19 protein-coding genes and 4 pseudogenes are annotated in these 26452 nt (G+C 46.9%); 15 read left to right on the top strand and 8 right to left on the bottom strand.

The window, feature by feature from the left end:
- Positions 1–15: 15 nt before the first annotated feature.
- Positions 16–1395 (top strand): YncE family protein, encoded by a 1380-nt coding sequence (locus SC79_RS11580; protein ID WP_039075168.1) that lies wholly within the window; start codon positions 16–18, stop codon positions 1393–1395.
- A 77-nt stretch (positions 1396–1472) separates the two neighbouring features.
- Here SC79_RS11580 and SC79_RS20595 read toward each other — a convergent pair.
- From SC79_RS20595 to SC79_RS20070, 4 genes and pseudogenes are all read right to left on the bottom strand, one after another.
- Positions 1473–1628, bottom strand: a pseudogene (locus tag SC79_RS20595) (ATP-binding cassette domain-containing protein); the annotation flags it as partial.
- The gene (gene albB, locus SC79_RS11585; protein WP_039075169.1) at positions 1625–1786 is read right to left on the bottom strand and encodes an antilisterial bacteriocin subtilosin biosynthesis protein AlbB; all 162 of its coding nucleotides are present in this window, start codon (positions 1784–1786) and stop codon (positions 1625–1627) included. The gene albB and the pseudogene SC79_RS20595, both read right to left, overlap by 4 nt.
- A 36-nt stretch (positions 1787–1822) precedes the next feature.
- Positions 1823–3142: pseudogene (gene albA / locus SC79_RS11590) on the bottom strand (subtilosin maturase AlbA).
- Positions 3143–3276: 134 nt separating this feature from the next.
- Positions 3277–3400, bottom strand: a pseudogene (locus SC79_RS20070) (subtilosin A family bacteriocin); the annotation flags it as partial.
- A gap of 291 nt (positions 3401–3691) precedes the next feature.
- On the opposite strand from SC79_RS20070, the gene SC79_RS11595 reads away from it, so the two are divergent.
- The 4 genes from SC79_RS11595 (at position 3692) to fnr (ending at position 7925) form a co-directional block, all read left to right on the top strand.
- A complete protein-coding gene (locus tag SC79_RS11595) occupies positions 3692–4120 on the top strand; it encodes a DUF1934 domain-containing protein (protein ID WP_039075170.1) in 429 nt (142 codons plus the stop codon).
- Entirely contained in the window at positions 4117–5787 is a 1671-nt protein-coding gene (gene argS / locus SC79_RS11600; protein ID WP_039075171.1) for an arginine--tRNA ligase, read from the top strand. The genes SC79_RS11595 and argS overlap by 4 nt, the downstream gene beginning before the upstream one ends.
- A 134-nt stretch (positions 5788–5921) precedes the next feature.
- Positions 5922–7109, top strand: a complete 1188-nt coding sequence (gene narK, locus SC79_RS11605; RefSeq protein ID WP_039075172.1) for a nitrate transporter NarK — start codon at positions 5922–5924, stop codon at positions 7107–7109.
- A 99-nt stretch (positions 7110–7208) separates the two neighbouring features.
- Positions 7209–7925, top strand: a complete 717-nt coding sequence (gene fnr, locus SC79_RS11610; RefSeq protein ID WP_010328965.1) for a fumarate/nitrate reduction transcriptional regulator Fnr — start codon at positions 7209–7211, stop codon at positions 7923–7925.
- Between the two features lie 32 nt (positions 7926–7957).
- Here fnr and SC79_RS11615 read toward each other — a convergent pair whose 3' ends face one another.
- Positions 7958–8677, bottom strand: a complete 720-nt coding sequence (locus SC79_RS11615) for a YwiC-like family protein (RefSeq protein ID WP_039075173.1) — start codon at positions 8675–8677, stop codon at positions 7958–7960.
- A 143-nt stretch (positions 8678–8820) separates the two neighbouring features.
- Between SC79_RS11615 and SC79_RS11620 the strand changes: the two genes are divergently transcribed.
- From SC79_RS11620 to SC79_RS11655, 8 genes are all read left to right on the top strand, one after another.
- Complete coding sequence (locus SC79_RS11620) at positions 8821–9297, top strand: Crp/Fnr family transcriptional regulator (protein ID WP_039075174.1); 477 nt, start codon at positions 8821–8823, stop codon at positions 9295–9297.
- Positions 9298–9715: 418 nt separating this feature from the next.
- The gene (locus SC79_RS11625) at positions 9716–13402 is read left to right on the top strand and encodes a nitrate reductase subunit alpha (RefSeq protein ID WP_039075175.1); all 3687 of its coding nucleotides are present in this window, start codon (positions 9716–9718) and stop codon (positions 13400–13402) included.
- Positions 13392–14855 carry a nitrate reductase subunit beta gene (gene narH, locus SC79_RS11630; RefSeq protein ID WP_039075176.1) on the top strand — a complete coding sequence of 488 codons (1464 nt, stop codon included), beginning with the start codon at positions 13392–13394 and terminating at the stop codon, positions 14853–14855. The genes SC79_RS11625 and narH overlap by 11 nt, the downstream gene beginning before the upstream one ends.
- A gap of 25 nt (positions 14856–14880) precedes the next feature.
- Positions 14881–15435 (top strand): nitrate reductase molybdenum cofactor assembly chaperone, encoded by a 555-nt coding sequence (narJ, locus tag SC79_RS11635; protein WP_039075177.1) that lies wholly within the window; start codon positions 14881–14883, stop codon positions 15433–15435.
- Entirely contained in the window at positions 15432–16103 is a 672-nt protein-coding gene (narI, locus tag SC79_RS11640) for a respiratory nitrate reductase subunit gamma (RefSeq protein ID WP_039075178.1), read from the top strand. Before narJ ends, narI begins: the two co-directional genes overlap by 4 nt.
- Before the next feature lie 139 nt (positions 16104–16242).
- Entirely contained in the window at positions 16243–16872 is a 630-nt protein-coding gene (locus tag SC79_RS11645; protein WP_039075179.1) for a YitT family protein, read from the top strand.
- Positions 16873–16970: 98 nt separating this feature from the next.
- Positions 16971–18473 (top strand): cardiolipin synthase, encoded by a 1503-nt coding sequence (gene cls, locus SC79_RS11650; RefSeq protein ID WP_039075180.1) that lies wholly within the window; start codon positions 16971–16973, stop codon positions 18471–18473.
- A 90-nt stretch (positions 18474–18563) separates the two neighbouring features.
- Complete coding sequence (locus tag SC79_RS11655) at positions 18564–20291, top strand: ABC transporter ATP-binding protein (protein WP_039075181.1); 1728 nt, start codon at positions 18564–18566, stop codon at positions 20289–20291.
- Positions 20292–20449: 158 nt separating this feature from the next.
- On the opposite strand, the gene SC79_RS11660 is transcribed toward SC79_RS11655, so the two are convergent.
- From SC79_RS11660 to cls (SC79_RS11670), 3 genes are all read right to left on the bottom strand, one after another.
- Complete coding sequence (locus tag SC79_RS11660) at positions 20450–20722, bottom strand: hypothetical protein (RefSeq protein WP_010328953.1); 273 nt, start codon at positions 20720–20722, stop codon at positions 20450–20452.
- 79 nt (positions 20723–20801) lie between these two features.
- Positions 20802–21764 (bottom strand): UV DNA damage repair endonuclease UvsE, encoded by a 963-nt coding sequence (gene uvsE / locus SC79_RS11665; protein ID WP_039075182.1) that lies wholly within the window; start codon positions 21762–21764, stop codon positions 20802–20804.
- A gap of 12 nt (positions 21765–21776) precedes the next feature.
- Positions 21777–22973: a cardiolipin synthase gene (gene cls, locus SC79_RS11670; protein ID WP_039075183.1), complete on the bottom strand. Its 1197-nt coding sequence runs from the start codon at positions 22971–22973 to the stop codon at positions 21777–21779.
- Positions 22974–23128: 155 nt separating this feature from the next.
- On the opposite strand from cls (SC79_RS11670), the pseudogene SC79_RS11675 reads away from it, so the two are divergent.
- Both SC79_RS11675 and SC79_RS11680 read left to right on the top strand, forming a co-directional pair.
- Positions 23129–25245 (top strand): annotated as a pseudogene (locus tag SC79_RS11675) (heterodisulfide reductase-related iron-sulfur binding cluster).
- Complete coding sequence (locus tag SC79_RS11680) at positions 25242–26381, top strand: acyl-CoA dehydrogenase (RefSeq protein WP_039075185.1); 1140 nt, start codon at positions 25242–25244, stop codon at positions 26379–26381. Before SC79_RS11675 ends, SC79_RS11680 begins: the two are co-directional and overlap by 4 nt.
- Positions 26382–26452 lie beyond the last annotated feature (71 nt).

A 26452-nucleotide genomic window follows, 5' to 3' on the forward strand; every position in this document is an offset into this window, starting at 1 on the left:
AAAGGAAGTGAAGGGATGAGAAAAAACAAGCTTTCCTTTCAAGAAAGAGCAGGATCCTTACAAGAAGAATGTTTATGTTTTTGTGAGGAAGCAAGCCGTGAAGCAATGTTTCAAGCACCGATTGAATTGCCTGAAGGATTTGTTATTGATCCGGCAGAAGCTGTCACAAACGTTACGTGGAATGCTGACAGCCTTTCTTGTGTCAGCGAACGATGCTTCATTGAAACCGGACCTGAGCCTTATGAAATCGCTGTTCAATTTGCTGTTCGCTTGCAGGGAACCGTTACGCTTCTTGTCAGCGTCTCACCTGTACGAAATCAGTATGGACAAGGGAACGGGGCTGTTTCTGTCATTCACAGTGCAGAGATCGATCAAGTTGTTTATTATTCTGATGAACCGGATGATTGCCCGGATTTCAGTGATATCAGGATTGAGAAGCTTGTTGTTGTTCCGCCGTTTTACGGCAGTCCTTTATCGGTGATGGGGACGATTGTGCTTGTACCGGAGCCGGATCAGCGATCTTACGTGTTTACTGCAAACTCTGGAGACAGCACGGTTTCGGTCATTGACGCTGAAGTGAATACTCTTGTAAGTAACATTTCTTTATCTGATATCCCGACTGATCTGGGTGTTACCTTGGATAAAGCGTATACGTATGTTCTCCATGGAAATGCGAATCTTGTATCAATCATTAACAACGAGACATTAACGGTTACACAAACAACCCCTCTTGCAGGAGCCCCAAGAAAAATTCAGTTTGAAACTGGAGGCGAATTTGCTTATATTCTTGCAGGGGGCAGCTCCATTTATGAAATTAACATTTCCTCACAAACCATTACCAATACATTTACGGTGTCACCCGCTGCGGACGATTTTGCCCTAGACCCTAACGGACAGTTTTTTTATACGACCAACTCTGGAATTTGGGTCGTTAATAAATATGACATCAATACAGGGCAGCTGATTGATCGTTTAAGTAACTTAGAAACACCAAATGTTATTGAAACCCCGTTAATAGGGGATTTTGCTTATCTGGAAAATGGTGAGCTAAGGCCGAATGTCGTTTCTGTGATCGATTTGACGACATTTAGCAAATCTTCACAAATTAACAGACTATTTGATGGTTTAATTACAATTGTTTTTTCTGATGACGGGACTCGTGCGTTTTTCCTTGAGCCCTTTCCGGAGAATCTCACCGTCGTAGATACAGCACAGCATACTATGATAACAACTGCCTCTCTCCCTGGCGCATCTGACATCGCCGTAACGCCGGACAATCAGTATATTTATGCGGCACAGCCCGATGACAATACCGTGACCGTCTACCGTACGAGTGATTATACAGCCGTGTCAGTGATCCCGGTTGGCACGGGACCGGCTGCAATTGCGATGTAGCAGCTTTACAGTTTGAAAGAAACAGGCCAGCGGTCAGAGATGTGTTTGTAGAAACTGAGCATCCACAATCTCTAGGCTCCTGTCAGCGTACTAATCAATGTTGTTTTTCCGGCGCCGTTTACCCCAAGCAATCCGTAAACAGTGCCTTTTTCTAAATGTAAGTCCACGTGCTCTAAGATGACGTTGTCCCGTCCATACCAAACGGATACATCGTGTATATTCAAAATGCTCATCGCGAGTCAGCCTTCCGCGCGCGCATCCCGAAAAGGATGGCAATCGCAATGAAGATCATCGTAAATAAATAATTGTTTTTGATAAAATAGACGACCGCGCCGATGATAAAGATAAATGAAAGGATATACAGTAAAATTCTTCTTTGTACTGGTGACAAATCGTTTCCCTCCTACATAAGCTGGACCACGTCTTCTCATTGTTCATTTTTCTCCCAAGAGCACATGTTTTTCGTGATAGTTGTTAGTGTTCAGCCCTTTTAAATAACAGCCGCCGCAATAGCTCTGAACGTGCATTTGTTTTTTATGCAATGCTCGCTGAACCGCGGCGCCTGCGCTTGCCACAGTTTATGGACGAGAGGGGAGTTAAAGATGCTTTCATATGAGTCATGAAAAATATTTCCCAATGATAATCCCTTTGGAAAGAGCGCGCACGGACGGACTTCTCCGAACGGGCTGATCACGATGGACGTCCAGCCAGCGCCGCAATTTGCCGCGCGTTTCTTCTCATAAGGAATAATCGTGATCAGATCGCTAAACTCATCAATGACATGTTGCTCATATTCCATAAATTTGCGATGCTGCTCGTCATTTTTTGTGGGGTGGGCCATATCTCTGCCTCTTCCGAAATCTTCAACCCAATTATAAGAGAACGCCTTCGCCCCAAGATCCCGAACTTTTTGGACCATGTCGTGGATTTCCCACATGTTTTTTTCGAAAACGGACATGGCGACTCTGACAAAAATCCCGTGATCACTTAACAATTTTATCGTTTTACAAGTTTGGGCAAAAGAGCCTTTTCTCCCTCTAAAGGCGTCATGGACCTCGGAGTTCACACTATCGAGAGAAATGCCGACGATGATTTTTTGCTTGTAGTCTTTTAAAAGCTTGAGGCTCTCTTTTCGCATAAGTGTTCCGTTCGTTAAGACAGCGACTTTTTTGAACTTTTTACACACATAGTCAAGAATCTCATTGGCGTTCGGATGGACAAAGATTTCTCCGCCCGCAATGTCGCATGTCGATACACCGTTGTCATACAGCATATCAGCCGTTTTCTTGAATTGCTCAATCGACACGGTGCCGAGCGCTTCCGGCGAGCTTTCCAAATAACAGTGGGAGCATTTCAAATTACAGCGGTGCGTCAGCTCAAAGGTGGCGTGCAGCGGCATCGGAAATTCATCGCTTCCGCTCGTGGTGATGGTGTGGCTGCCGGGCTGGTTTCCAAACTGAATGACCTGCTTGTTCAAAAGCATGTTGAGCATCTCGTAAAACCAGTCTTTGTGGTCTTCCGGTGATTCATCGTAGACGGCGCATTGCTCCGCCAAAATCTGCTCAGCTGTTGTTTGCCCATCCATTCGCATACAAAGCTCGTAAGCCGTTTTGTTAAGATCCAAATACTCAAAGTCAGAAATGGAGACGTTATCCCGCAAGTAGTTGATTTCTAACACGCCGCCCTCAGGAAGCCGGTGAACTCTTACACTTTTATTAATAAATGGAAACTTATGTTCTGTAAACAAAAAACCATCCCCTATACATATGATTCATATGAAAAACGATTGTGTATGTATAACTAAGAGGTAGAATGTAGTTGAAAACTGTAATTACTTAAAAAGGACATAGCAGAAAGACTATGCCCTTTTGGAGAACTTGTTCCCCATAGACCGAATAGACCTGTAGCACCGGCGATTTCAAAATCAGGGATAGGACCTTCCACGAGGCGCTCCGATCGAACATGTTGCACAACCCTTGTTTTCTGGAATGACAGCTTTTTTCAACCATTGGATATGCCCTATTTTTTTGTTATTCTAGCATGTCTATGTTTTGCTTTTATCATAAAACTAAAAAATTACCAATTCAATACATATGTTTTGAAGAAAATGTGAAATGAAAACAATAAATTTCGGAAAAGTGTGACATGTTTTTCTCTTCTATTAAGGAAATGCTTTTTATGAGGTTTATCTTCAAATCTGATGAGCAATGATGGTAAGATAGAAGCAGTTGAAGTTTACAAACCGAATGATTATACTATTCAAGTCAAAGTGGAAAGATGAAAAGGACGTGTCAAAATGAAGCAAGAGACACCGATAACACTCCATGTGAAATCTGTGATCGGAGATGACGGAAACCAGGAAGTCATCGAATTCCGCACCACCGGATTTTACTATGTTAAACAAAATAAAGTGTATCTATCTTATTATGAAGAACACGACTTAGGCAAAGTAAAAACAATTGTGAAAGTAAGCGAAGGCGAAGTGCTGGTCATGAGGTCAGGCGCTGTCAAAGCGAATCAGCGTTTCGTAACGGGAGCTTCCACAATTGCCAAATATAAAATGTCATTTGGTGAGCTTGAGCTGAAAACAAGCACAAAATCGATTCAATCTGATCTCGGTGAAGAAAAAGGCCGTATCAGCATCGCATATGACATGCATGTCGGAGACGAGCAGCAGCATTTACATCATATGACGATCACGTATGAGGGAGGAACTCACGCATGAACATTGCGGAACAAATGAAGGACGTGCTGAAAGAAGAAATCAAAGCGGCCGTTCTGAAAGCGGGGTTGGCTGAAGAAAGCCAGATTCCGAATGTCGTTTTAGAAACACCGAAAGATAAAACACACGGGGATTATTCAACAAATATGGCGATGCAGCTGGCGAGAGTCGCAAAAAAAGCGCCGCGCCAAATCGCTGAAGAGATTGTCGCTCATTTTGATAAAGGAAAGGCTTCGATTGAAAAACTGGATATCGCCGGCCCGGGTTTTATCAATTTTTATATGAACAATCACTATTTAACGAAGCTGATTCCGTCTGTGTTAAAAGCGGGGGAAGCGTACGGGGAAACGAATATCGGAAACGGTGAGCGCGTTCAAGTAGAATTTGTATCAGCGAATCCGACGGGAGACCTTCACCTTGGCCATGCGCGCGGTGCGGCTGTCGGCGATTCTTTGTGCAATGTGCTTTCAAAAGCGGGTTACGATGTGAGCCGCGAATATTACATTAACGATGCCGGAAACCAAATCAACAACCTGGCGCTTTCTGTGGAAGTCCGTTACTTTGAAGCGCTCGGTTTGGAAAAACCGATGCCGGAGGACGGCTACCGCGGTGAGGATATCATTGCGATCGGAAAGCGTCTCGCAGAAGAATACGGCGACCGTTTCGTCAACGAAGACGAAAGCGAACGCCTCGCGTTTTTCCGTGAATACGGCCTAAAATACGAACTGGAAAAGCTTCGCAAGGACTTGGAAAACTTCCGTGTGCCGTTTGATGTGTGGTATTCCGAAACATCGCTGTATCAAAACGGAAAAATCGACAAGGCGCTTGAAGCGATCCGCGAAAAAGGCCATGTCTATGAAGAAGAAGGCGCGACTTGGTTCCGTTCCACAACATTCGGCGATGATAAAGACCGCGTATTGATTAAGAAGGACGGCACGTACACGTACCTGCTGCCTGATATCGCATACCATAAGGACAAGCTTGACCGCGGCTTTGATAAGCTGATCAACGTTTGGGGCGCCGATCACCACGGCTACATTCCGCGTATGAAATCGGCAATCGAAGCGTTGGGCTATGAAAATGGAACACTCGAAGTCGAAATCATTCAGCTCGTTCACCTTTACAAAAACGGCGAGAAAATGAAAATGAGCAAACGAACAGGTAAAGCGGTAACGATGCGCGACCTGATTGAAGAAGTCGGCTTGGATGCCGTGCGTTACTTCTTTGCGATGCGCAGCGCCGATACGCATATGGATTTTGACTTAGATCTTGCTGTATCAACATCTAACGAAAACCCTGTGTATTACGCACAATACGCTCATGCCCGTATTTGCAGCATGCTTCGCCAAGGGGAAGAACAGGGACTTAAGCCGGCGGCGGATCTTGATTTCAGCCATGTTCAATCAGAAAAAGAATATGACCTGCTGAAAACAATCGGCGGCTTCCCGGAAGCGGTGGCGGAAGCGGCGGAAAAACGAATTCCGCACCGCGTCACAAATTATATTTATGATCTGGCTTCTGCTTTGCACAGCTTTTATAACGCAGAGAAAGTTATCGATCCTGAAAATGAAGAGAAAAGCCGCGAGCGCCTTGCATTAATGAAGGCAACGCAAATTACGCTGAACAATGCGCTTCAGCTGATCGGCGTATCGGCTCCGGAAAAAATGTAATCATGATCAAAGGACAAAGTCTTCGGGCTTTGTCCTTTTTTTATGCGTAAAACGTGTGATGTAATTCACAAACCTGTTTGCCGAGTTTTTGTATGATAGGACTGATTATTGAATCATTGAAAGGGGCAAGCCGAATGTTCAACCGTCAACATTTCCAATTATCGTTACAGTCATTAAGCTTGGTGGCAGGGTTTATGGTATGGGTGCTGATTTCATCACTCATTAGCCAAATCACATTAGATATTCATTTAAGCAAAGGCGAGATTTCTTTGGTGACGGCCATTCCCGTCATTCTCGGATCGCTTCTCCGCATTCCTTTAGGGTATTTAACGAACAGGTTTGGCGCGCGGCTGATGTTTATGATCAGCTTCATCCTGCTTTTGTTTCCGGTGTTTTGGATCAGTATCGCGGATTCCCTGTTTGATTTAATCGCGGGCGGTTTTTTCTTAGGGATCGGGGGAGCGGTGTTCTCCATTGGGGTAACATCTCTTCCGAAATATTATCCGAAAGAAAAGCACGGTTTCGTCAATGGGATTTACGGGGCCGGAAACATCGGAACCGCGATTACCACTTTTGCGGCGCCGGTTATCGCTCAAGCGGCGGGATGGAAAGCAACCGTGCAGATGTATATGGTTCTGCTGGCTGTCTTCGCATTGCTGCACGTTTTGTTTGGCGATCGCCATGAGAAAAAAGTGAACGTTTCCGTAACATCCCAAATCAAGACCGTTTACCGAAATCATGTCCTGTGGTTTTTGAGCCTGTTTTATTTTATTACGTTTGGCGCCTTTGTCGCTTTCACCATCTATCTCCCGAACTTTCTGGTAGAGCACTTTGGGCTGAACCCTGCGGACGCCGGTTTGCGGACGGCTGGGTTTATTGCTGTCTCTACGCTGCTCAGGCCTGCGGGCGGATTTTTGGCTGATAAGATGAGCCCGCTTCGCATCCTGATGGTTGTTTTTGCGGGGCTTACGTTATCGGGCATTATCTTATCGTTCTCGCCGACGATCGGCCTTTATACGTTCGGGTCATTAACGGTGGCAGTTTGCTCAGGTATAGGAAACGGAACCGTTTTTAAACTGGTGCCTTTTTATTTTTCGAAGCAGGCGGGGATTGTTAATGGTATTGTGTCTGCCATGGGCGGATTAGGCGGTTTTTTCCCTCCGCTGATATTGGCGAGTGTTTTTCAGGCCACAGGCCAATACGCGATCGGCTTTATGGCGCTATCGGAAGTGGCGTTAGCCAGCTTTGTCCTTGTCATATGGATGTATTGGCAGGAAAGAATGAAAGCACACACGGAGAGAAACAGCCAGAGCATCAGCTAACACTGGGCCTTCACAAGATTGTTAGTTTTTTCTCGATGGGTGCAAAACAATTCACGTTACAATAAACATACGCAACGTGACTTTCTTCGAGGTGAGCTCATGAATATTCTCTCTGTTCGACCATCTGATAGTGATCTTCTGTCCAGCGATCTCTTTGAATTGCTGGAATCGATCAGTACGAAAAGAAAAATGGAAAAACACACGTATTTGTTTCGAGAAGGAATGGATGCAGAAGAGCTGTATCTGCTTCAATCAGGACTCATTGAAATCGGCAAACTGACATCTGACGGAAAAGATCTGACCCTTAGAATTTGCCAAAGAAATGATATTGTCGGGGAATTAACACTTTTCACTGAAGAACCGAGATATATGCTCAGTGCAAAGGTGCTAGAGGATGGCGAGGTGCTCGTCATTAATAAAAACAAGCTGGAAAAGGAACTCATTCAAAACGGTGCTCTGACATTTGAATTTATGAAATGGATGAGCACCCATCTCCGGAAAATCCAGTCTAAGATCAGGGATCTGCTTCTTCACGGCAAAAAGGGGGCGCTCTACTCCACCCTTATCCGCTTATCAAACAGCTACGGGGTGGAACGAAGCGACGGCATTCTGATTAACATCGCGCTGACAAATCAGGATTTGGCAAAGTTTTGCGCGGCGGCAAGGGAAAGCGTCAACCGTATGCTGGGAGACCTCCGCAAACAAGGGGTGATTTCGATAGACGAATCCGGAAAAATTATTTTGCACAAGCGGGACTATTTACGATGCGAAATTGAGTGTGAAAATTGTCCGCTGGAGATTTGCAATATTGATTGAAAAACCAAGGGCCGCCGGCGGTCCTTGGTTTTTTATCTTGTGATTGCTAGGCACATGGCGGCAAAAAAGAAGCAGGCATTCACCATTTCCAGGATGCCGATCGTTTTCACGGGCCAATCTCTTCCGTAAAAAAACCAAGCCCGCAAACTGCTTGGGATAAAAGCAAGAAATGCCCATCCGGCTCCGAGAAGAGCGGATAAAAAGGGGAGCAGCAAGTGGTAACCCCATGACCAGTATGCAAAAGTGCTGTTTTTTCTCTCCCGGATCACCGACTTTACATAAAAGGAACTCCCGATAAAAAATATAGCAGATTGCAAGAATATAAACCAAGCCCAGCCGTTAAGGATTCCTGTCCCAAGCCAGCAGCTCGCAAGCCCCCCTGAGCAAAAGAACAAGACACCCGCAATATCATTCACTAATGCTCGTTCGTTTTTACGGCGGGCATAGCACACATGGATGAGAAAAAGCGGCAATAACGAAATGCCAATCCAGATGAGTGCCGGTTTATGAAAAATGGAGATCATCAAAAAGCAGCAGGCCGAAACACCGTAGTAACATATCCACTTTTGGTAAAGTTTGATCTGCTTCTTCTTCAAGGCGAGGGTGACGGGATAGACCGTCAAATAAAGGAAAAGCCACCCTAGGAAGAGCGGAATATGCCAGAAAACGGGACCGCCCTTGACCATCCCGAGTGAAAATGGAATCAGCAGCATCGCCCACGCGCCGTGCTGTTTTGGAATCATCGTCTTCATCGAAATCCTCCTTTTTTATTTCATTATAAATAGAGACAGTCTTTCGATTAGTGACATTCATCATACAGGCTGTGAAATACATCACTGCTGTACAGGCTTAATCGGGCTACACTAAAGCTATCCTTAGCACAGGAGGCTTTCCTATGAATCAGTGTGACTATTTATTATTTCTGAAACAACTTCCTATGTTTAATGAAGTGCCTGTGTCCATTGTTGAAACCTTGCTGAAAAACGGGACGTTGATTAGCGGCTCATCTGATCAGTCTTCATCCTTTCTTCATTCGCAATCCGTTTATATCGTATTAAAAGGCAGTGTCCGTTTGATGGACAGCAGGCTCCCGGAAGGATCGAAAACCGTTGCGCTGTGGGAAAAAGGCGATGTGTTTCCGGTTGATGAAAAAGGCGGGCTGTACTTATCGCCTTTTATCTCAGTCAATGCCTCTTCAGACGTTCTTATTCTCAATATCCCTTATTACATATTTAAAAAAATGATGTCTTACCATCCGCAGCTGCAAATGAATTTTTTAGCCATGCTACAGCAAAATGTTTTTTGTTCCTATCAATTATTTTTGCGTTATCTGCACACATCACAGGGTGAAAACGCCAAGCCCGGTTCTTAAAAAAGAACCGGTCAGCGTGTCGACAAACCCTCGCATTCGTTGTCAGGCCTGCGCGTCGGTGCTCACGAATATCTACATTCGCTGTGCTCCGATGCTGGGCCCTTCCTAGACTTCAAGGGTTTTTCAATCACGCTGAAAAGATGACAAAGTCATAAAACGAAAACCGTTTTATGACTTTGTCAACAATCTGCCCGGTTCTTAAAAAGAACCGGTTTTTTTGATCTTTGAATGAAAGGCGGTTCATGACTCAGGTCCTGCCTAAACGCCGCCGTCATCACGTCCTGTGAAAGTCTGTTCCTTCTTCTCAATGTGAACATTTTGTGAAAAAAACAAAGTGTGTGACATAGTTCACAAGGAAACACGCTTTCTCTGTTTATAGTGAACTTAGCATTACCTGACTCGGAAGGAGTGAACGCTCATGAAGAAAAAGAAAATGAGTCCGTTGTTTAGGAGATTAAACTATTTCTCTCCTATCGAACACCATTCAAATCAACATAGCCAAACCACCCGCGAAGATCGCGATTGGGAGAATGTATACAGAAACAGATGGCAGTACGACAAAGTCGTCCGCTCCACCCACGGCGTCAACTGTACGGGGTCCTGCAGCTGGAATATTTATGTGAAAAATGGAATTGTCACATGGGAAGGACAAAACTTGAATTATCCATCAACAGGCCCTGATATGCCTGATTTCGAACCGAGAGGCTGTCCGCGAGGGGCCAGTTTTTCTTGGTATATTTACAGCCCGCTCCGTGTGAAATATCCATACGTGCGCGGTGTGCTGATCAATTTGTGGCGGGAAGCACTGCAGGCCCATCAAAATCCATTGGATGCTTGGAAATCGATCGTTGAAAATCCTGAAAAAGCAAAGTCCTATAAACAGGCAAGAGGGAAGGGCGGTTTTGTGCGCGCTGAATGGCCGGAGGTGCTGAAGCTGATTTCAGCCTCTCTGCTCTATACCGTCATGAAATACGGGCCTGACCGGAATGTCGGTTTTTCTCCGATTCCGGCCATGTCCATGATCAGCCATGCCTCAGGCTCCCGGTTTATGTCTTTAATCGGCGGCCCGATGCTCAGTTTTTATGACTGGTATGCGGATCTTCCTCCGGCGTCCCCGCAAATCTGGGGTGACCAGACGGACGTTCCGGAAAGCAGTGATTGGTACAACTCAGGCTATATCATGACATGGGGCTCCAACGTTCCGTTAACAAGAACGCCTGACGCGCATTTTTTGGCTGAGGCCCGTTATAAAGGAGCTAAGGTTATTTCAATCAGTCCGGATTTTGCGGAATCCTCAAAGTTTGCGGATGACTGGCTGAGTATCCGCCAAGGGACTGACGGAGCGCTTGCGATGGCTATGGGCCACGTCATTTTGCAGGAATTTTACGTGAACCAAGAGACGGAACGTTTCATTGACTATGCGAAGCAATACACAGATTTTCCGTTCTTCGTCACCCTGTCGAAAGAAAATGGCGTATACACAGCGGGGCGGTTTCTGCATGCGAAGGACATTGGCCGGAAGACAAAGCATGATCAGTGGAAGCCTGCGGTCTGGAATGAACAGACAGGCGCGTTTGCCATACCGCAAGGGACAATGGGCTCCCGCTGGGACGGGCAGCAGAAATGGAACCTGCACATGATTGATGAAGAAACCGGGGAACCGATAGAACCCCGTCTCTCTGTGCTCGGAATAGAGGACGAAATCGGCACGGTGCGTATCCCTTATTTTTCAAATGACGGCAACAAAGTGCTTGAGCGGGATTTGCCGATTAAAAAACTGGATCTGAACGGCGAAGAGGTTTGTGTCACGACCGTATTTGACTTAATATTGGCCAACTACGGCGTAAACCGGGGCATCGGCGATCAATCAGCTGCCTCTTATGATGATCCTGAGCCGTTTACACCTGGATGGCAGGAACAGATGACAGGAATCAAAAAAGAAGCCGTCATTAAGATAGCCAGAGAGTTTGCCCAAAATGCGATCGATACAGACGGCCGCTCCATGATTATCGTAGGGGCGGGGATCAACCACTGGTTCAACTCCGACACGATTTATCGGGCGGTGTTAAATCTTGTTTTGCTGGTAGGCGCCCAAGGCGTAAACGGCGGAGGCTGGGCCCATTATGTCGGGCAGGAAAAGCTCCGTCCCGCTGAAGGGTGGCAGACGATTGCCAACGCAAAGGACTGGGAGGGCGTGCCCAAGCTGCAAAACGGCACCTCGTTTTTCTACTTTGCGACAGACCAGTGGCGATATGAGGACCAGCCGATCAGTGACTTGGCTTCACCGATCGCTGCGTCATCCCGCTATAAGCATCACGCCGATTACAATGTGCTGGCAGCGCGTTTAGGATGGCTTCCGTCTTACCCGACATTCAATCAAAACGGTATTGACCTTTACAAGGAAGCTGAACAAGCGGGGGCAGCAACACCTGAAGACGTTGGTGCGTACGTGGCCTCACAGCTTCAAGAGAAAAAGCTGAAATTCGCGATTGAAGATCCCGACAATGAAGTGAATTTCCCAAGAAATCTCTTCGTATGGCGGGCAAATCTGATCTCCAGCTCAGGAAAAGGGCATGAGTATTTTCTCAAGCATTTGCTGGGGACGACGAATGGCTTGATGAATGACGACAGCGACAGCATCCGCCCCGAAGAAATCGAATGGCGGGAGCAAGCGCCGGAAGGAAAGCTCGACTTGTTAATCAATCTTGATTTTCGAATGGCTGGTACGGCACTTTATTCTGATATCGTGCTGCCGGCGGCGACATGGTATGAAAAACACGATCTCAGCAGCACAGATATGCATCCGTTTATTCATCCTTTCGCCCCGGCGATCTCGGCTCCGTGGGAATCGAAGTCAGACTGGGATATTTTCAAAGCCCTGTCGAAAGCCGTTTCCGATCTGGCAGAAGAAGTCGATATGGAGCCTGTGAAAGAAGTAGTCGCGACGCCGCTCCTTCATGACACCGCGCAGGAATTGGCTCAGCCGTTCGGCAAAATCAATGACTGGAGCAAGGGCGAATGTGAAGCCATTCCGGGAAAAACGATGCCGAACATCCATGTCGTTGAACGGGATTACAAGCATATTTTTCATAAAATGACCGCGCTCGGGCCTCATGCCGGATTAAAACCGAGCGGAACAAAAGGGATGAGCTGGTCGATAGCTGATGAATATGAATCACTCAAAAAAAGACTGGGAGACATCTCAACGGACAGTGTCGCCAAGGGATGTCCGAATATAAGTGAAGCGAAGCAGGCGGCAGAAGCGATTTTAACCCTATCGTCCACTTCAAATGGAAAAGTCGCCGTGAAAGCATGGGAATCGCTTGAAAATATCACAAACCTGAAGCTAAAAGACCTGGCGGAAGAACGAGAGGAAGAATGCTTTACGTTCGAACAAATTACAGCCCAGCCGAAAACGGTCATCACCTCTCCGGCATTTACCGGCTCGGAAAAAGGGGGACGCAGGTACTCGCCGTTTACGACGAACGTAGAAAAATTAATCCCATGGCGAACCCTGACCGGAAGGCAATCTTATTATGTCGATCATGAACTGATGATGGAATTCGGTGAAACGATGGCGACATTTAAACCGATCCTCCAGCACCGTCCGTTTCTGAGCAAGCGGCCTGATCAAGAGGGCAAAGAAATCGTCCTCAATTATTTGACGCCGCATAATAAATGGTCCGTCCACAGCATGTATTTTGATTCTTTGCCGATGCTTACGCTATTCCGCGGAGGGCCGACCGTGTGGATGAATAAAGATGATGCGGAGGACACGGATATCAAAGACAACGATTGGATTGAATGCTTCAACAGAAACGGTGTTGTCGTCGCGAGAGCGGTTTTATCTCACCGGATTCCTAAAGGGATGGCGTTTATGCACCATGCCCAGGACCGCCATATCAACGTGCCCGGCACGAAGCTGACGAATAACCGCGGAGGCACCCATAACAGTCCGACAAGGATACATGTCAAGCCGACACAGATGATCGGGGGTTATGCCCAGCTCAGCTACGGCTTTAACTACTACGGTCCAACGGGGAATCAGCGTGACCTGAACGTCGTCATCCGTAAGCTGAAGGAGGTCGATTGGCTTGAAGATTAAAGCGCAAATCGGAATGGTCATGAACTTGGATAAATGCATCGGCTGCCACACGTGCAGCGTCACCTGCAAAAACACGTGGACAAACCGTGCCGGTGCGGAATATATGTACTTCAATAATGTAGAAACAAAGCCGGGCATCGGCTACCCGAAGCAATGGGAGGACCAGGACAAATATAAGGGCGGCTGGACATTGAAAAAAGGAAAACTCGAGCTGAAATCCGGCTCGAAAACAAATCGGCTCGCAGGCCTTTTCTATAACCCGAACCAGCCCTCAATTGATGATTACTATGAACCTTGGAACTATGATTATGAAACATTAACGAACAGCCCGCAGAAGAAACACCAGCCAGTGGCACGCCCGAAATCGTCCTTGACAGGGGATTTCATGAATATTGAATGGGGGCCGAACTGGGAGGATGATCTCGCAGGCGGCCACATTACAGGTCTTGAAGACCCAAACGTGCAAAAGATGGAGGAATCGATCAAAACTGAATTCGATGAGGTCTTTATGATGTATCTGCCGCGTATTTGCGAGCACTGCATCAACCCGGCGTGCGTTTCATCCTGCCCGTCCGGCGCCATGTACAAACGCGAGGAAGACGGCATTGTGCTTGTGGATCAAAACGCATGCCGTTCATGGAGATATTGCGTTTCATCCTGCCCTTATAAAAAGGTTTATTTTAACTGGCAAACGAACAAAGCGGAAAAATGCACCCTCTGCTTTCCGCGCTTGGAGGCGGGGCTGCCGACCATCTGCTCCGAGACGTGTGTAGGCAGAATCCGCTACCTCGGCGTCATGCTGTACGACGCAGACAAAGTGGAGGAAGCGGCATCTGTTGAAAATGAAAAGGATCTCTACCATTCCCAATTGGACGTTTTTCTTGATCCGAATGACCCTGAAGTTGCCAAACTGGCAAAAGAACAAGGCATCCCGGCAGAATGGATAGAGGCCGCGCAGCAATCGCCGATCTATAAAATGATCATCGACTGGAAGATTGCGCTGCCGCTTCATCCTGAGTACCGGACGCTGCCGATGGTTTGGTACATTCCGCCGCTGAGCCCGATTATGAATCTCTTTGAAGGAAAAGGCAGCCAGCAAACGGCGGAAGATATTTTTCCGGCTATCGACCAGATGAGAATTCCGATTGACTATTTGGCACAGCTGTTAACGGCCGGTGATACGGATCATATTCGGTCAACATTAAAGAAAATGTCTGTCATGCGCCAGTATATGAGAGCGGTCCAGACGAATAAAACCGTCGACCCGGCACTGATCTCCAGTGTCGGCTTAACAGAACAACAAATCGAAGACATGTATCGGCTGCTTGCCATCGCCAAATATGATGACCGTTTTGTGATTCCGAGCAGCCACCGGGAAGAAGTGTCCGATTTATATGCTGAACAGGGGAGCTGCGGCTTATCATTTTCAGGCGGTCCCGGTTCTTGTTTCTAATTTTTGATAAACGAGGTGTAACAAGATGAACACCACAGACAGGCAAATCACGTTCTCCGCTCTCTCCACTCTTCTTTCCTATCCGGATGAAGAGTGGAGGGCCGAGCTTCCCGATTGGAAGGCTCTTATCCATGAAATCAGTAACCAGCACATCCGGGAGAAGCTGCTGCGTTTTTTCGAGGCGTCTGCCAACTTTACTCAAGCAGCGCTGATTGAACACTATGTCTATACATTCGACTTCGGGAAAAAAACGAATATGTACGTCACTTATTTCAACTCAGGCGAGCAAAGGGAACGCGGGATTGAATTGCTGCATTTAAAAAACACGTACCAGCAATCCGGTTTCCTGCCGACAGACAAAGAGCTGCCTGATTATCTTCCGCTTATGCTGGAATTTGCCGCGGTTGCGGAGATCGAAGCTGTGAATAGCGTGTTTGAAACCTATTTGTCCAATGTGAGGGAGCTGGCATCCCGCCTCGAAAAAAATGACAGTATCTATGCGGAGCTGCTGCACGTGCTGCTGGCCGCGCTGGAAAGTATCGGCTTGCGTGAAAGCGTTGAAGGGACTGTTCAGCCATGAGCGGGCAGATCCTGTGGGGTGTGATGCCATACATTGTCATGACGATCTTCATCGGCGGCCATATTTACCGCTATCAGCATGACCAATTTGGCTGGAACGCGAAATCAAGCGAGCTATTAGAAAAGAAAAAACTTGCGGCGGGCAGCACCCTTTTTCACTGGGGCATGCTGTGCGTGATCGGCGGCCATGTCATGGGCATTCTGATCCCGGAAGCCGTGTATTCTTCCCTTGGCATTTCAGAGCATATGTATCACAAAATGGCGATTGGCGCGGGCCTGCCGGCGGGGATCGCGGCTTGTATCGGACTTTTCATCCTGACGTACAGAAGGCTGTTTGACAAAAGAATCCGCAAAACCAGCACGCCATCGGATATTCTTACGCTGATTCTGCTGCTGTTTATGCTGCTGTCGGGCCTTGCCGCCACATTTCTCAACATTGATTCGAAAGGATTTGATTACCGGACAACAGTCGGACCGTGGTTCAGAGAGATCTTTTTGTTCAGGCCTGACGCCTCTTTGATGGAGAATGTCCCGCTATGGTTTCAGCTTCATATCATCATAGGTTACGTCGTTTTTATCCTCTGGCCGTTTACGAGATTGGTTCACGTATTCAGTCTGCCGCTCAAATATCTGACACGAAGCTATGTCGTGTATCGGAAACGCTCGTGAAAATCCCCCTTGGCAAGAGGGGGATATTTTATCAAATTAATATGATGGAGATATGATCTGCCAAGGCAATGGCTGGGCGCCCGGGTATCCTGTTATGTTTGTATGTGGAAAACACATCATCTAACAAGGAGAGTGAAGAATGAAGCGGATTTTACTCATTTTAACTGCTTGTCTTATCACAAGCGCCGGAGTCCTGACACTCAGGCATTCTCACGTATTAACCGGCGGCACAGCCGGATTGTCACTAAGCCTGTCTTACTTGTTTCATTCCTCGTTTGCTATGATCTTCTTTCTGGTCAATATCCCGTTTTATGTTTTTTCACTCATCAGAATGGGCATCACATTCACCTTATCCACTGTATTTGCAGTCACTGCGCTGACTCTGTTTACAATCGCGGATCACTGGCTGCCGTCTGTCTCTTTTTCACCGCTTGGCGGGGCGATTTGCGGCGGAACGCTGATTGGATTCGGCCTGTCGCTCATGTTTTATCATCAGGCATCGCTCGGGGGAGCCAATATCCTCGCTTTATTTCTGCAAAAGCGCTACGGATGGAATCCGGGTACGGTTAATTTCATCTTCGATTTTGGCGTAGTGCTGGCCGGCATTTACTCCGTTGGATTGATAAAAGGCCTCTTCTCCATAGTGTCGATTGCGGTGACGGGTTTGATCGTCAGCTTCTTCAAAAATAAAATCAAAAGCAGCTACTCACTCAAGCTCGGGTTACTCCGGAACATCACACCCGGGCAATCAAAGGAAGCCTCATCTTAAGCCTTTCCGCCTCGTGCGGAGGGGCTTTTTTTGCAAGGTTTACAGACGAGAGAAAAGAGGTATAAGGAGGTAATCGAATCAGATTGGAGAGAGTGAGAATGCTAAAAAGGAGACTGGAATTTTTCTTTTTATATATCATGCTCATCGGGGCATATGTCATATGGTTTTTTCCGGTTTCCAGGCTTGAATTTTACGGAGGATTGCTTTGCTATGTCAGCATTATTTTGTTCAGCATCTATTCGTTAATTCTTGAAAATCGCACCTCTCAGCACACGCTGTTATGGATCCACATTCTCATCTTTTTTCCAATCGTCGGCTACATGTTTTATCTGTTTTCCGGACAGCTTTATGTGAAGGGAAAGCTGTTTAAAACAAAACGAATGTACAACAGGGAAAAGCTCAGGAAGCTGTTTCACATGGAGGAAACGCCGGAAGTGACAGGCCTGAAGGACAATCAGGAGAGGTTTTTTACGTATTCCATCAGGGCCGCCCATATGAATATCAATACGAAAAGCGATATGAAAGTGCTGAAAAACGGCGAAGAAACGTTTCCTGATATTTTTGAAGCGATGCGGCAAGCGGAATCTTATATACATATTGAATACTACATGTTTAAATCAGACATGCTCGGCCACGGCATGATGGACATTATGGTGGAAAAAGCGCGTCAAGGCGTAGAGGTGCGGTTTTTATATGACGCCGCAGGGAGCATCAAGCTGGCAAGAAGAGATATCATGAAAATGAAACAAGCGGGAGTGGACATTGTGCCGTTTTCTCCGCTGAAATACGGATTTTTCAACCAGAAACTGAATTTCAGAAATCACCGGAAAATCGTGGTCATCGACGGGAAAATCGGTTTTGTGGGAGGATTAAATGTCGGGAAGGAATATATCAGCAGAGATCCATATATCGGGTTTTGGAGAGACACTCACCTGCGGCTGGAAGGAGAAATTGTCCAAACGCTTCATGCCATTTTTATGCTGGATTGGGAATACGTCTCCAATGAAGTGTTGATAGATCAAAAGGAGTACAATACGCCGGTTCCCGTGGAGGGAGGGGGCATATATCAAATTGTCGCGACTGGCCCTGATGCGAAAGAAAGCATGAGCGACTTATATTATGAAATGATTACTTCAGCGCAGAAATCAATATGGATCGCCACGCCCTATTTTGTCCCGAATGAGTCCATTCGCACGGCGTTGAAAGCAGCGGCGACAAAAGGCGTAGAGGTAAGGGTCATGGTGCCGGAAAAGAACGACAGCTTTTTGACGCAATACGCGTCAAGATCCTATTTCCCGGAGCTGCTCCTTGAGGGCATTGAAGTGTACTCTTACCAAAAAGGCTTCATGCATCAAAAAGTCATGATTGTTGATGGCGATCTCGCCACGGTCGGCACGGCGAATATGGACATGCGCAGCTTCCAGCTCAACTTTGAAGTGAACATGTTTTTTACGGATGCCGAAGCGATCCGCACCCTTGAAGACCATTTCGAAGAGGATATGCTGGACAGTGAAAAGCTCAGCCCTGTCGGTTTTTATAAAAGGGGAGTGGCCGACCGGACAAAAGAATCCTTTGCCCGTCTATTTTCAGGTGTTCTATAGAAAACAGAAAATATGTCCTTTCAAAACAGCCAGTCTATAGTATAATTTTGAGAAAAGTGATCAGTTATTTATGCATTGGGGGAAAATAGGGTGCTGCGGCAATTTTTTGCGTATTATAAACCATATAAAACGTTGTTCTTTCTTGATTTTTTCTCGGCGATCGCGGGAGGCTTAATGGAGTTGAGCTTTCCTTTGATCGTCAATTATTTTATTGATACCTTGCTTCCGGGCAGGGACTGGGGGCTGATTATCGCGACCTCACTTGGTTTATTTGCGGTGTACGCGCTCAGCTCGGCGCTCCAGTATATCGTGACATACTGGGGGCATATGCTCGGGATCAATATTGAAACCGATATGAGAAAGTCGCTTTTTGACCATTTACAAAAGCTCTCGTTCAAATTTTACGACAACAACAAGACGGGAACGCTCATGTCGAAGCTGACGAACGATTTAATGTATATCGGCGAAGTTGCCCATCACGGACCGGAGGATTTATTCATTGCCATCATGACCATTCTGGGGGCGTTCGGGGTGATGCTGTTTATTAATTGGCAGCTGGCATTACTCACGTTTATCATCATGCCGATTGTCATTTGGCTAGCGCTTTATTTCAACAAAAAAATGACCAAAGCATTTACCACGCTGAACAAAGATATCGGAGACTTCAGCGCGCGTGTAGAAAATAATATCGGCGGCATCCGGCTCGTGCAGGCGTTCGGCAATGAAGCGTTTGAAAAAGAACGCTTCGACGTCAACAATCAGCGTTTCCGTATCACGAAGCTTTCCTCATACAAAATCATGGCGAAAAACGGCTCAATCAGCTACATGCTGACTCGGTTTGTCACGCTGTTTGTGCTTTTGTGCGGAACGTGGTTTGTCATTCGCGGCTCCTTATCGTACGGGGAATTCGTGGCGTTTGTACTCTTGACGAACGTGCTGTTCAGGCCTATTGACAAAATTAACGCCATTATCGAAATGTATCCAAGGGGAATCGCCGGTTTCAAAAGCTATATGGAACTGATGGAGACAGAGCCGGATATTCAGGATTCCCCTGATGCGAAAGACGTTTCCGGCCTGAAGGGCAACATCCGCTATGAACATGTTTCGTTTGGCTATGATGACCAACACAATGTCCTCAATGACATCAACTTATCCATTCAAGCGGGGGAAACAGTTGCGTTCGTCGGTCCGTCAGGCGCGGGGAAATCAACGCTTTGCAGTTTGCTACCGCGCTTTTATGAAGCATCAGGGGGCGACATTACGATCGACGGCGTCAATAGTAAAGACATGACGCTGTCTTCGCTGCGGGGGCAGATTGGCGTCGTACAGCAGGACGTTTTCTTGTTCTCGGGCACGCTTAGAGAAAATATCGCCTACGGGCGATTAGACGCATCAGAAGAAGACATTTGGCAGGCTGTGAAGCAAGCGCATCTGGAAGAGCTCGTCCATCACATGCCGGATGGGCTGGATACCATCATCGGCGAACGCGGCGTGAAGCTTTCCGGCGGACAAAAGCAGCGCTTGTCCATTGCGCGGATGTTCTTGAAAAATCCGTCGATCCTGATCCTCGACGAAGCGACCTCGGCTCTTGATACAGAAACAGAAGCGGCGATCCAAAAGGCGCTTCAAGAATTATCCGAAGGGCGCACGACGCTCGTCATCGCCCACAGGCTGGCGACGATCAAAGACGCGGACAGAATTGTGGTTGTCACAAAGAACGGGATAGAAGAGCAAGGGCGCCATCATGACCTGATTGAAGCCGGCGGTCTTTATAGCAGGCTGCATCAGGCGCAATTCGGAGAAATGGTGCAGCAATAGGAGGTTAGAAAATATTATTCCAGTCTAGGCATCCCGCTGTTTTACGAGTTAACATATGAAAAAAAGTTGCGGTTTAAAGGGCGGAAACGATTTGGCCAGACAGTTCAGCTACCATAAGAAAAAGGATAGACAACATGTCTATCCTTTTTATATGTAAGTCAGAGCGCTTCTTTTTCAGCAGGCTCAATGATATTTTGAAACTTTTCTACCAGTTGGGACGCTTTTGTGCCCTCCACTACAATGAGATATTCTTTCTCATCATGAGCCATGCGGAACGTCTCAAGCTCAATTAAGTTTTTGATTTTGCACATTGTTTTCTTCGAATAAATATAGACCTCGTGGCTGCCGGAATGGCACATTTTATAAAGATGAATCAAATTTCTTAAAGTAAATGCCTGTGCGGCTACTTTTAGAGACTTGATGTTTTTCATGTTCTTTCTCCTCCATCATTGTTATCTTATATAGCGTATGTTCCCAGAGCGGACGAGTCTTAAACCTGATGATGCGCATTTATGATTTCCATTGCAGCGTGCCGCCGCCGATGCGTTTGACGCCGCGAATGGAGCTTAATTCATCCATCAGGCGGAGAAGCGCTTTGTCTTTCTGCTTTGCTTCAATCATGAAATCAATATTGGTCCCCCATTGCCTGAAGCGTTCCAACAGCGGCAGCAAAAAGTTGGCGTCAACATAATCGGCATGGCTGCGTATGGCCTGCTCCGATTTTGGGGAAGACAGATGAACCTTCGGCTGCAGCCCAATTCGCTCCCACGTTTTGATCATCCGGGGCAGTGCTTCATTCAGGTCGGCGTGATCATCTGGATTGGCGTAGAAATGATGAAAGTCAAAGACAAACGGAACATCCTCTTGTTCACAGACCTGAAGCGTTTCTTCTGTCGTATAGGTTTTATCATCGTTTTCCAGCGTCATCCGCTGTTTGATCTCCTGCGGCAGTTTCTTTATATTTTGATGGAATTGAGCAGTGGCGGTGTCTTTATCTCCGTAAGCGCCGCCAATATGAATGTTGATTACGGAGCGATCAACAATGCCCATAGCTTCAAGCATGCGATAGTGATACGCCATATCGGTTACCGCATTTTTTGTGACGGTTTCCTTCGGGCTCGTGAACAGAGTGAATTGGTTTGGATGGAAGCTTGTTCTCAGATGATGTGTTTTGACAAGCTCCCCGATCTCCCGAAACTCCTTTTGAAAAGGCGTCACAAAATCCCACATGACTTCGGGATGCGTGGCCAGCGGCACAATCGAGCTGGAAAAACGGTACAAAGGAATGCCGTGGCCGATGATATAGTGAAGGGTTCTGAGTGTATTGTGCAAATTGGCTTTTGTCACAGTTAACAGCGCTTCTTTTCTTTCATCCTTTGATAGCTTTGAATAACGCGCGAATGTCAGTGTTTTAGCGGGAGACGCCTCCCAAAGGCTCATCGCGTTTGAAACGAACCCGAATCTGAAAATCATAGGAATTCTCCTTTATAAAAAATAAGATAATGCTCGGCCAAGCCATTCCGCCGGGCGCTGCCTGAACGTGCGCTTTTTGAAGTTGTCCTTTGTCAGCAGCTCTGACCTTTTCATATCCTCTTCAATCGTGGCATAGACATCTTTTGTAAATGCTTCATTATCAATTTCGATATTCACTTCTTCATTTAAAAAAAAGCTTCGCTGATCAAAATTGGCGGTTCCGATGATGCTGAAATGATCGTCTATGATCAGGGCTTTCACATGATAAAACCCCTGGTAAAAACGATAGATCAGACAGCCGGCATCTAAGAGTTCCGAATAATAGGTATAAGCTGCTTCCCGGACCAGCGGATGATCTGATTTCATCGGCACGATGATCGTAACGGCTACACCGTTTTTTCTTGCTTTGACCAAGGCCTGCTGAAGCGGTTTTGTCGGAATATAATAAGGCGTGCAAATCGTAATGCGTTCTTTTGCCTGCGCGATATTTGCCAAATACGTTTTTTCAAGAGAATAACCGTCAGTCGCATAAATCTTATGAGAGATATTCCCTTGCGGAAGCTCTGGCCAAACATCCGTGCCAAGTTCAATTCCGGTATTTCGTTTCAGATCGGATGCAAAAAGCGTTTGAAGATCATGCACGCCTTCTCCCTTCATGCGCAGATGATAATCCTCCCAATTGCCGAACTTCGCCTTCTTTCCAAGGTATTCCTCACCGATGTTAAATCCGCCGATATAACCGATTTTCCCGTCGATCACAGCGATTTTCCGGTGATTCCGTTTTTGCATATGAAAAAAGAAAAAAGGAAAACGGGGCTTATTCAGAAAATGCACATGAACCCCGGCATTTTTCATCGTTTCCAGTGCCGGTTGTTTAATTTTTTGGCATCCCGACCAATCCAGCAGCAAATAAACAGAAACACCGGCTTGTGCTTTTGTTTTCAGCAGCGTAAACATATTGTGGCTGACCTCATCGTTTTTCATAATGAAAAACATCACGTGAACAGAGGAAGCTGCCTGGCTGATATCTTTCATCATCCGTTCCACAAGATCAGCGCCGCAGTGGATCAGTTCGATATTACTTTTCTTTTTTGAAAAAACAGGTTCGTACGCGTTTTTTTTGTAAACGGCACGCCCCATGAAGATATCAAGCAGTATGAAAGCCAATAGTATAATGACGATGATAAGAATCGCGAAAAATATCTTCATCCCGGCACTCCTTTCTTGTAGTAAAGGTAGTGTGCCCTAACAGCAGGAATTTAATTATTGACTGAACACTCATTCATTATTTATCATAAAGATAATCTTATACAGATTCGAGGGTAGGGGATCGCGGTCTTTATCAGTAAAAAGGGGGAATTGGAATGAGCGGCTTTCTCATCGCAAACGCATTGTTATTTCTGATTGTAACCGCTTACGCTGTCTATTTGTTTGTCTATTTGATCAAAACGAGACTGGCCTATATCAGACTCGGCCAAAAAGAACAATTTGATCAAAGGATCAAGGAACGGCTTCGCGCCATATGGGTGAATGTATTCGGACAGAAAAAACTGCTGAAGGACAAGAAGAGCGGAATCATTCATGTCATGTTTTTCTACGGGTTTATATTGGTTCAGTTCGGAGCAATCGACTTTATCATCAAGGGACTGGCTCCTGGCCGGAATCTGCCGCTTGGCCCTGTTTATCCCGCCTTCACCTTTTTTCAGGAAATTGTTACGTTTCTCATTTTAATCGCTGTGGCTTGGGCATTCTACAGACGTTATATTGAAAAGCTCGTCAGGCTGAAACGCGGCTTCAAAGCAGGGCTTGTTCTCATTTTTATCGGAGGATTAATGCTGACGGTACTGCTGGGAAACGGAATGAATCTCATCTGGCATGATCATGGGCTTTCTTGGAGCGAGCCGATTGCCTCAGGTATCGCGTTTTTGTTTGGCGGAGTCGGAAAAACGGGCGCGATGGTGATTTTCTATATCGCATGGTGGGTGCATCTTCTCTTTTTGCTGAGCTTTTTGGTATACGTGCCGCAGTCAAAGCATGCCCATCTCATCGCAGGCCCTGCCAATGTCTTTTTCAATAGAATGGAAGCGGCCGGAAAGCTTGAAAAAATCGATTTTACCGATGAAACGAAAGAAAGCTACGGTGCGGGGAAAATTGAAGATTTCAAGCAGTCTCAGCTGCTTGATCTGTACGCGTGTGTTGAGTGCGGCCGCTGCACCAATATGTGTCCGGCAACAGGCACCGGAAAAATGCTGTCGCCGATGGACTTGATTTTGCGTCTCAGAGATCATCTCACAGAAAAAGGAGCCGCCGTCACTTCACGCTCGCCTTGGGTGCCCGCGGCAGCGTTCCGTCATACGAGAGGCAATCAGCTGGCGGCGGCTTCATCAGGAAGCGGATCGCAGGAAGCCGCTGCCGCGCTGGATGACGAGCTGAGCTTGATTGGCGATGTCATCACCGAGGAAGAAATTTGGGCGTGCACCACTTGCCGAAACTGTGAGGATCAATGCCCGGTCATGAACGAGCACGTGGATAAAATCATCGATCTCCGCCGCTACCTCGTGCTGACAGAAGGAAAAATGGACAGTGACGCACAGCGCGCCATGACAAGTATCGAGCGGCAGGGAAATCCGTGGGGCCTCAACCGCAAGGAACGTGAGAATTGGCGTGACGCGGCGCCGAATACAGAAATTCCGACCGTAAAAGAATTGAAAAAAGAGGGAAAAGAATTTGAGTACCTTTTCTGGGTCGGTTCGATGGGGTCTTACGACAACAGAAGCCAGAAAATCGCAATCTCCTTTGCCAAGCTGCTCAATCACGCGGGTGTGTCCTTCGCGATCCTTGGCAATAAAGAAAAAAATTCAGGGGACACGCCGCGCCGCTTAGGAAATGAGTTTTTATTCCAAGAGCTGGCTGAAAAGAATATTGCTGAATTTGAAAAAAATCATATTAAAAAAATCGTGACGATCGACCCGCACGCATACAATTTATTTAAAAACGAGTATCCTGATTTCGGCTTTGAAGCCGAGGTTTATCACCATACAGAAGTGCTGGCTGAGCTGGTGAAGAACGGAAAATTAAAGCCGCAACACCCGCTTCAAGAGGCGATTACCTTCCACGATTCATGCTACTTGGGCCGGTACAACGAAGTCTATGATCCGCCGAGAGAGATTTTGAAAGCCATTCCGGGCGTGCAGCTGATTGAAATGGAGAGAAACAGGGAAACCGGCATGTGCTGCGGCGCCGGCGGAGGGTTAATGTGGATGGAGGAAGAAACAGGAAACAGGATTAACGTCGCGCGGACAGAGCAAGCGCTTGCGGTCAACCCATCGGTGATCAGCTCGGGCTGTCCTTACTGTCTCACAATGCTTGGGGACGGCACAAAGGCAAAAGAAGCCGAGGACCGGGTCAAAACGTATGATGTTGCCGAGCTTCTGGCTCAATCTGTCTTAGGCGCTGTATGAAAATGGGGGAGAAGCCATGAATTTTTCATTGTCAGAAGAACACGAGATGATACGGAAATTGGTGCGCGACTTTGCAAAGCATGAGGTGGCCCCGTCAGCCGCAGAACGAGACGAACAAGAACGATTCGACCGCAAACTGTTTCGGGAGATGGCGCATGTAGGGCTGACGGGAATTCCGTGGCCAGAAGAATACGGAGGAATCGGAAGTGACTATCTGGCCTATGTCATTGCGGTGGAGGAGCTTTCGAAAGTGTGCGCCTCCACCGGTGTGACGCTTTCCGCCCATATCTCTCTATGCAGCTGTCCGCTGTTTGCCTATGGGACGGAAGAACAGAAGGCAGAGCACTTAACACAGCTGGCCCTCGGGGAGAAAATCGGCGCTTTCGCTTTGACGGAAGCGGGGTCCGGCTCTGACGCCGGCGGCATGAAAACGTCTGCTGAACGAATCGGTGATGACTATGTGTTAAATGGCGCCAAAGTGTTTATCACAAACGGCGGCGTTGCGGATATGTACCTTGTTTTTGCAGTCACGGATCCCGAGAAAAAGAAAAAAGGCATTTCCGCTTTTATTGTAGAAAAGGATTTCGAAGGATTTTCTGCAGGCAAGAAAGAAAAGAAGATGGGCATCCGCTCGTCTCCCACAACAGAAATCACGTTCGAAGATTGTGTTGTTCCCGCGGCGAACCGTCTCGGAGAAGAAGGGGAAGGCTTCAAAATCGCGATGAAGACGCTTGATGGAGGCAGAAACGGCATTGCCGCCCAAGCCGTGGGCATCGCTCAGGGGGCGCTTGATGCCGCGCTTCAGTACGCAAAAGAAAGAAAACAATTCGGAAAATCGATCGCCGATCAGCAGGGCATCGCATTTAAACTCGCGGATATGGCTACAATGATAGAAGCTTCAAGGCTATTGACCTATCAGGCGGCATGGCTGGAATCATCAGGCCTTCCATATGGAAAAGCTTCCGCCATGTCCAAACTGCTGGCGGGGGATACGGCGATGAAGGTGACGACCGAAGCCGTGCAGATTTTTGGCGGCTACGGCTATACAAAGGATTATCCGGTTGAACGCTATATGCGTGATGCGAAGATCACGCAAATCTATGAAGGCACTCAAGAAATTCAAAGACTTGTCATCTCCAGAATGCTCGCGGATTGACGCAAAATATCTATCAGTCGGACCACTCTTGTAAAATTATTTAAATTAACGCTGTTAAGGGTAGCATATTC

Origin of the sequence: Bacillus sp. MSP13, assembly GCF_000815295.1 — a bacterium.
Taxonomy (GTDB): Bacteria; Bacillota; Bacilli; order Bacillales; family Bacillaceae; genus Bacillus; species Bacillus vallismortis.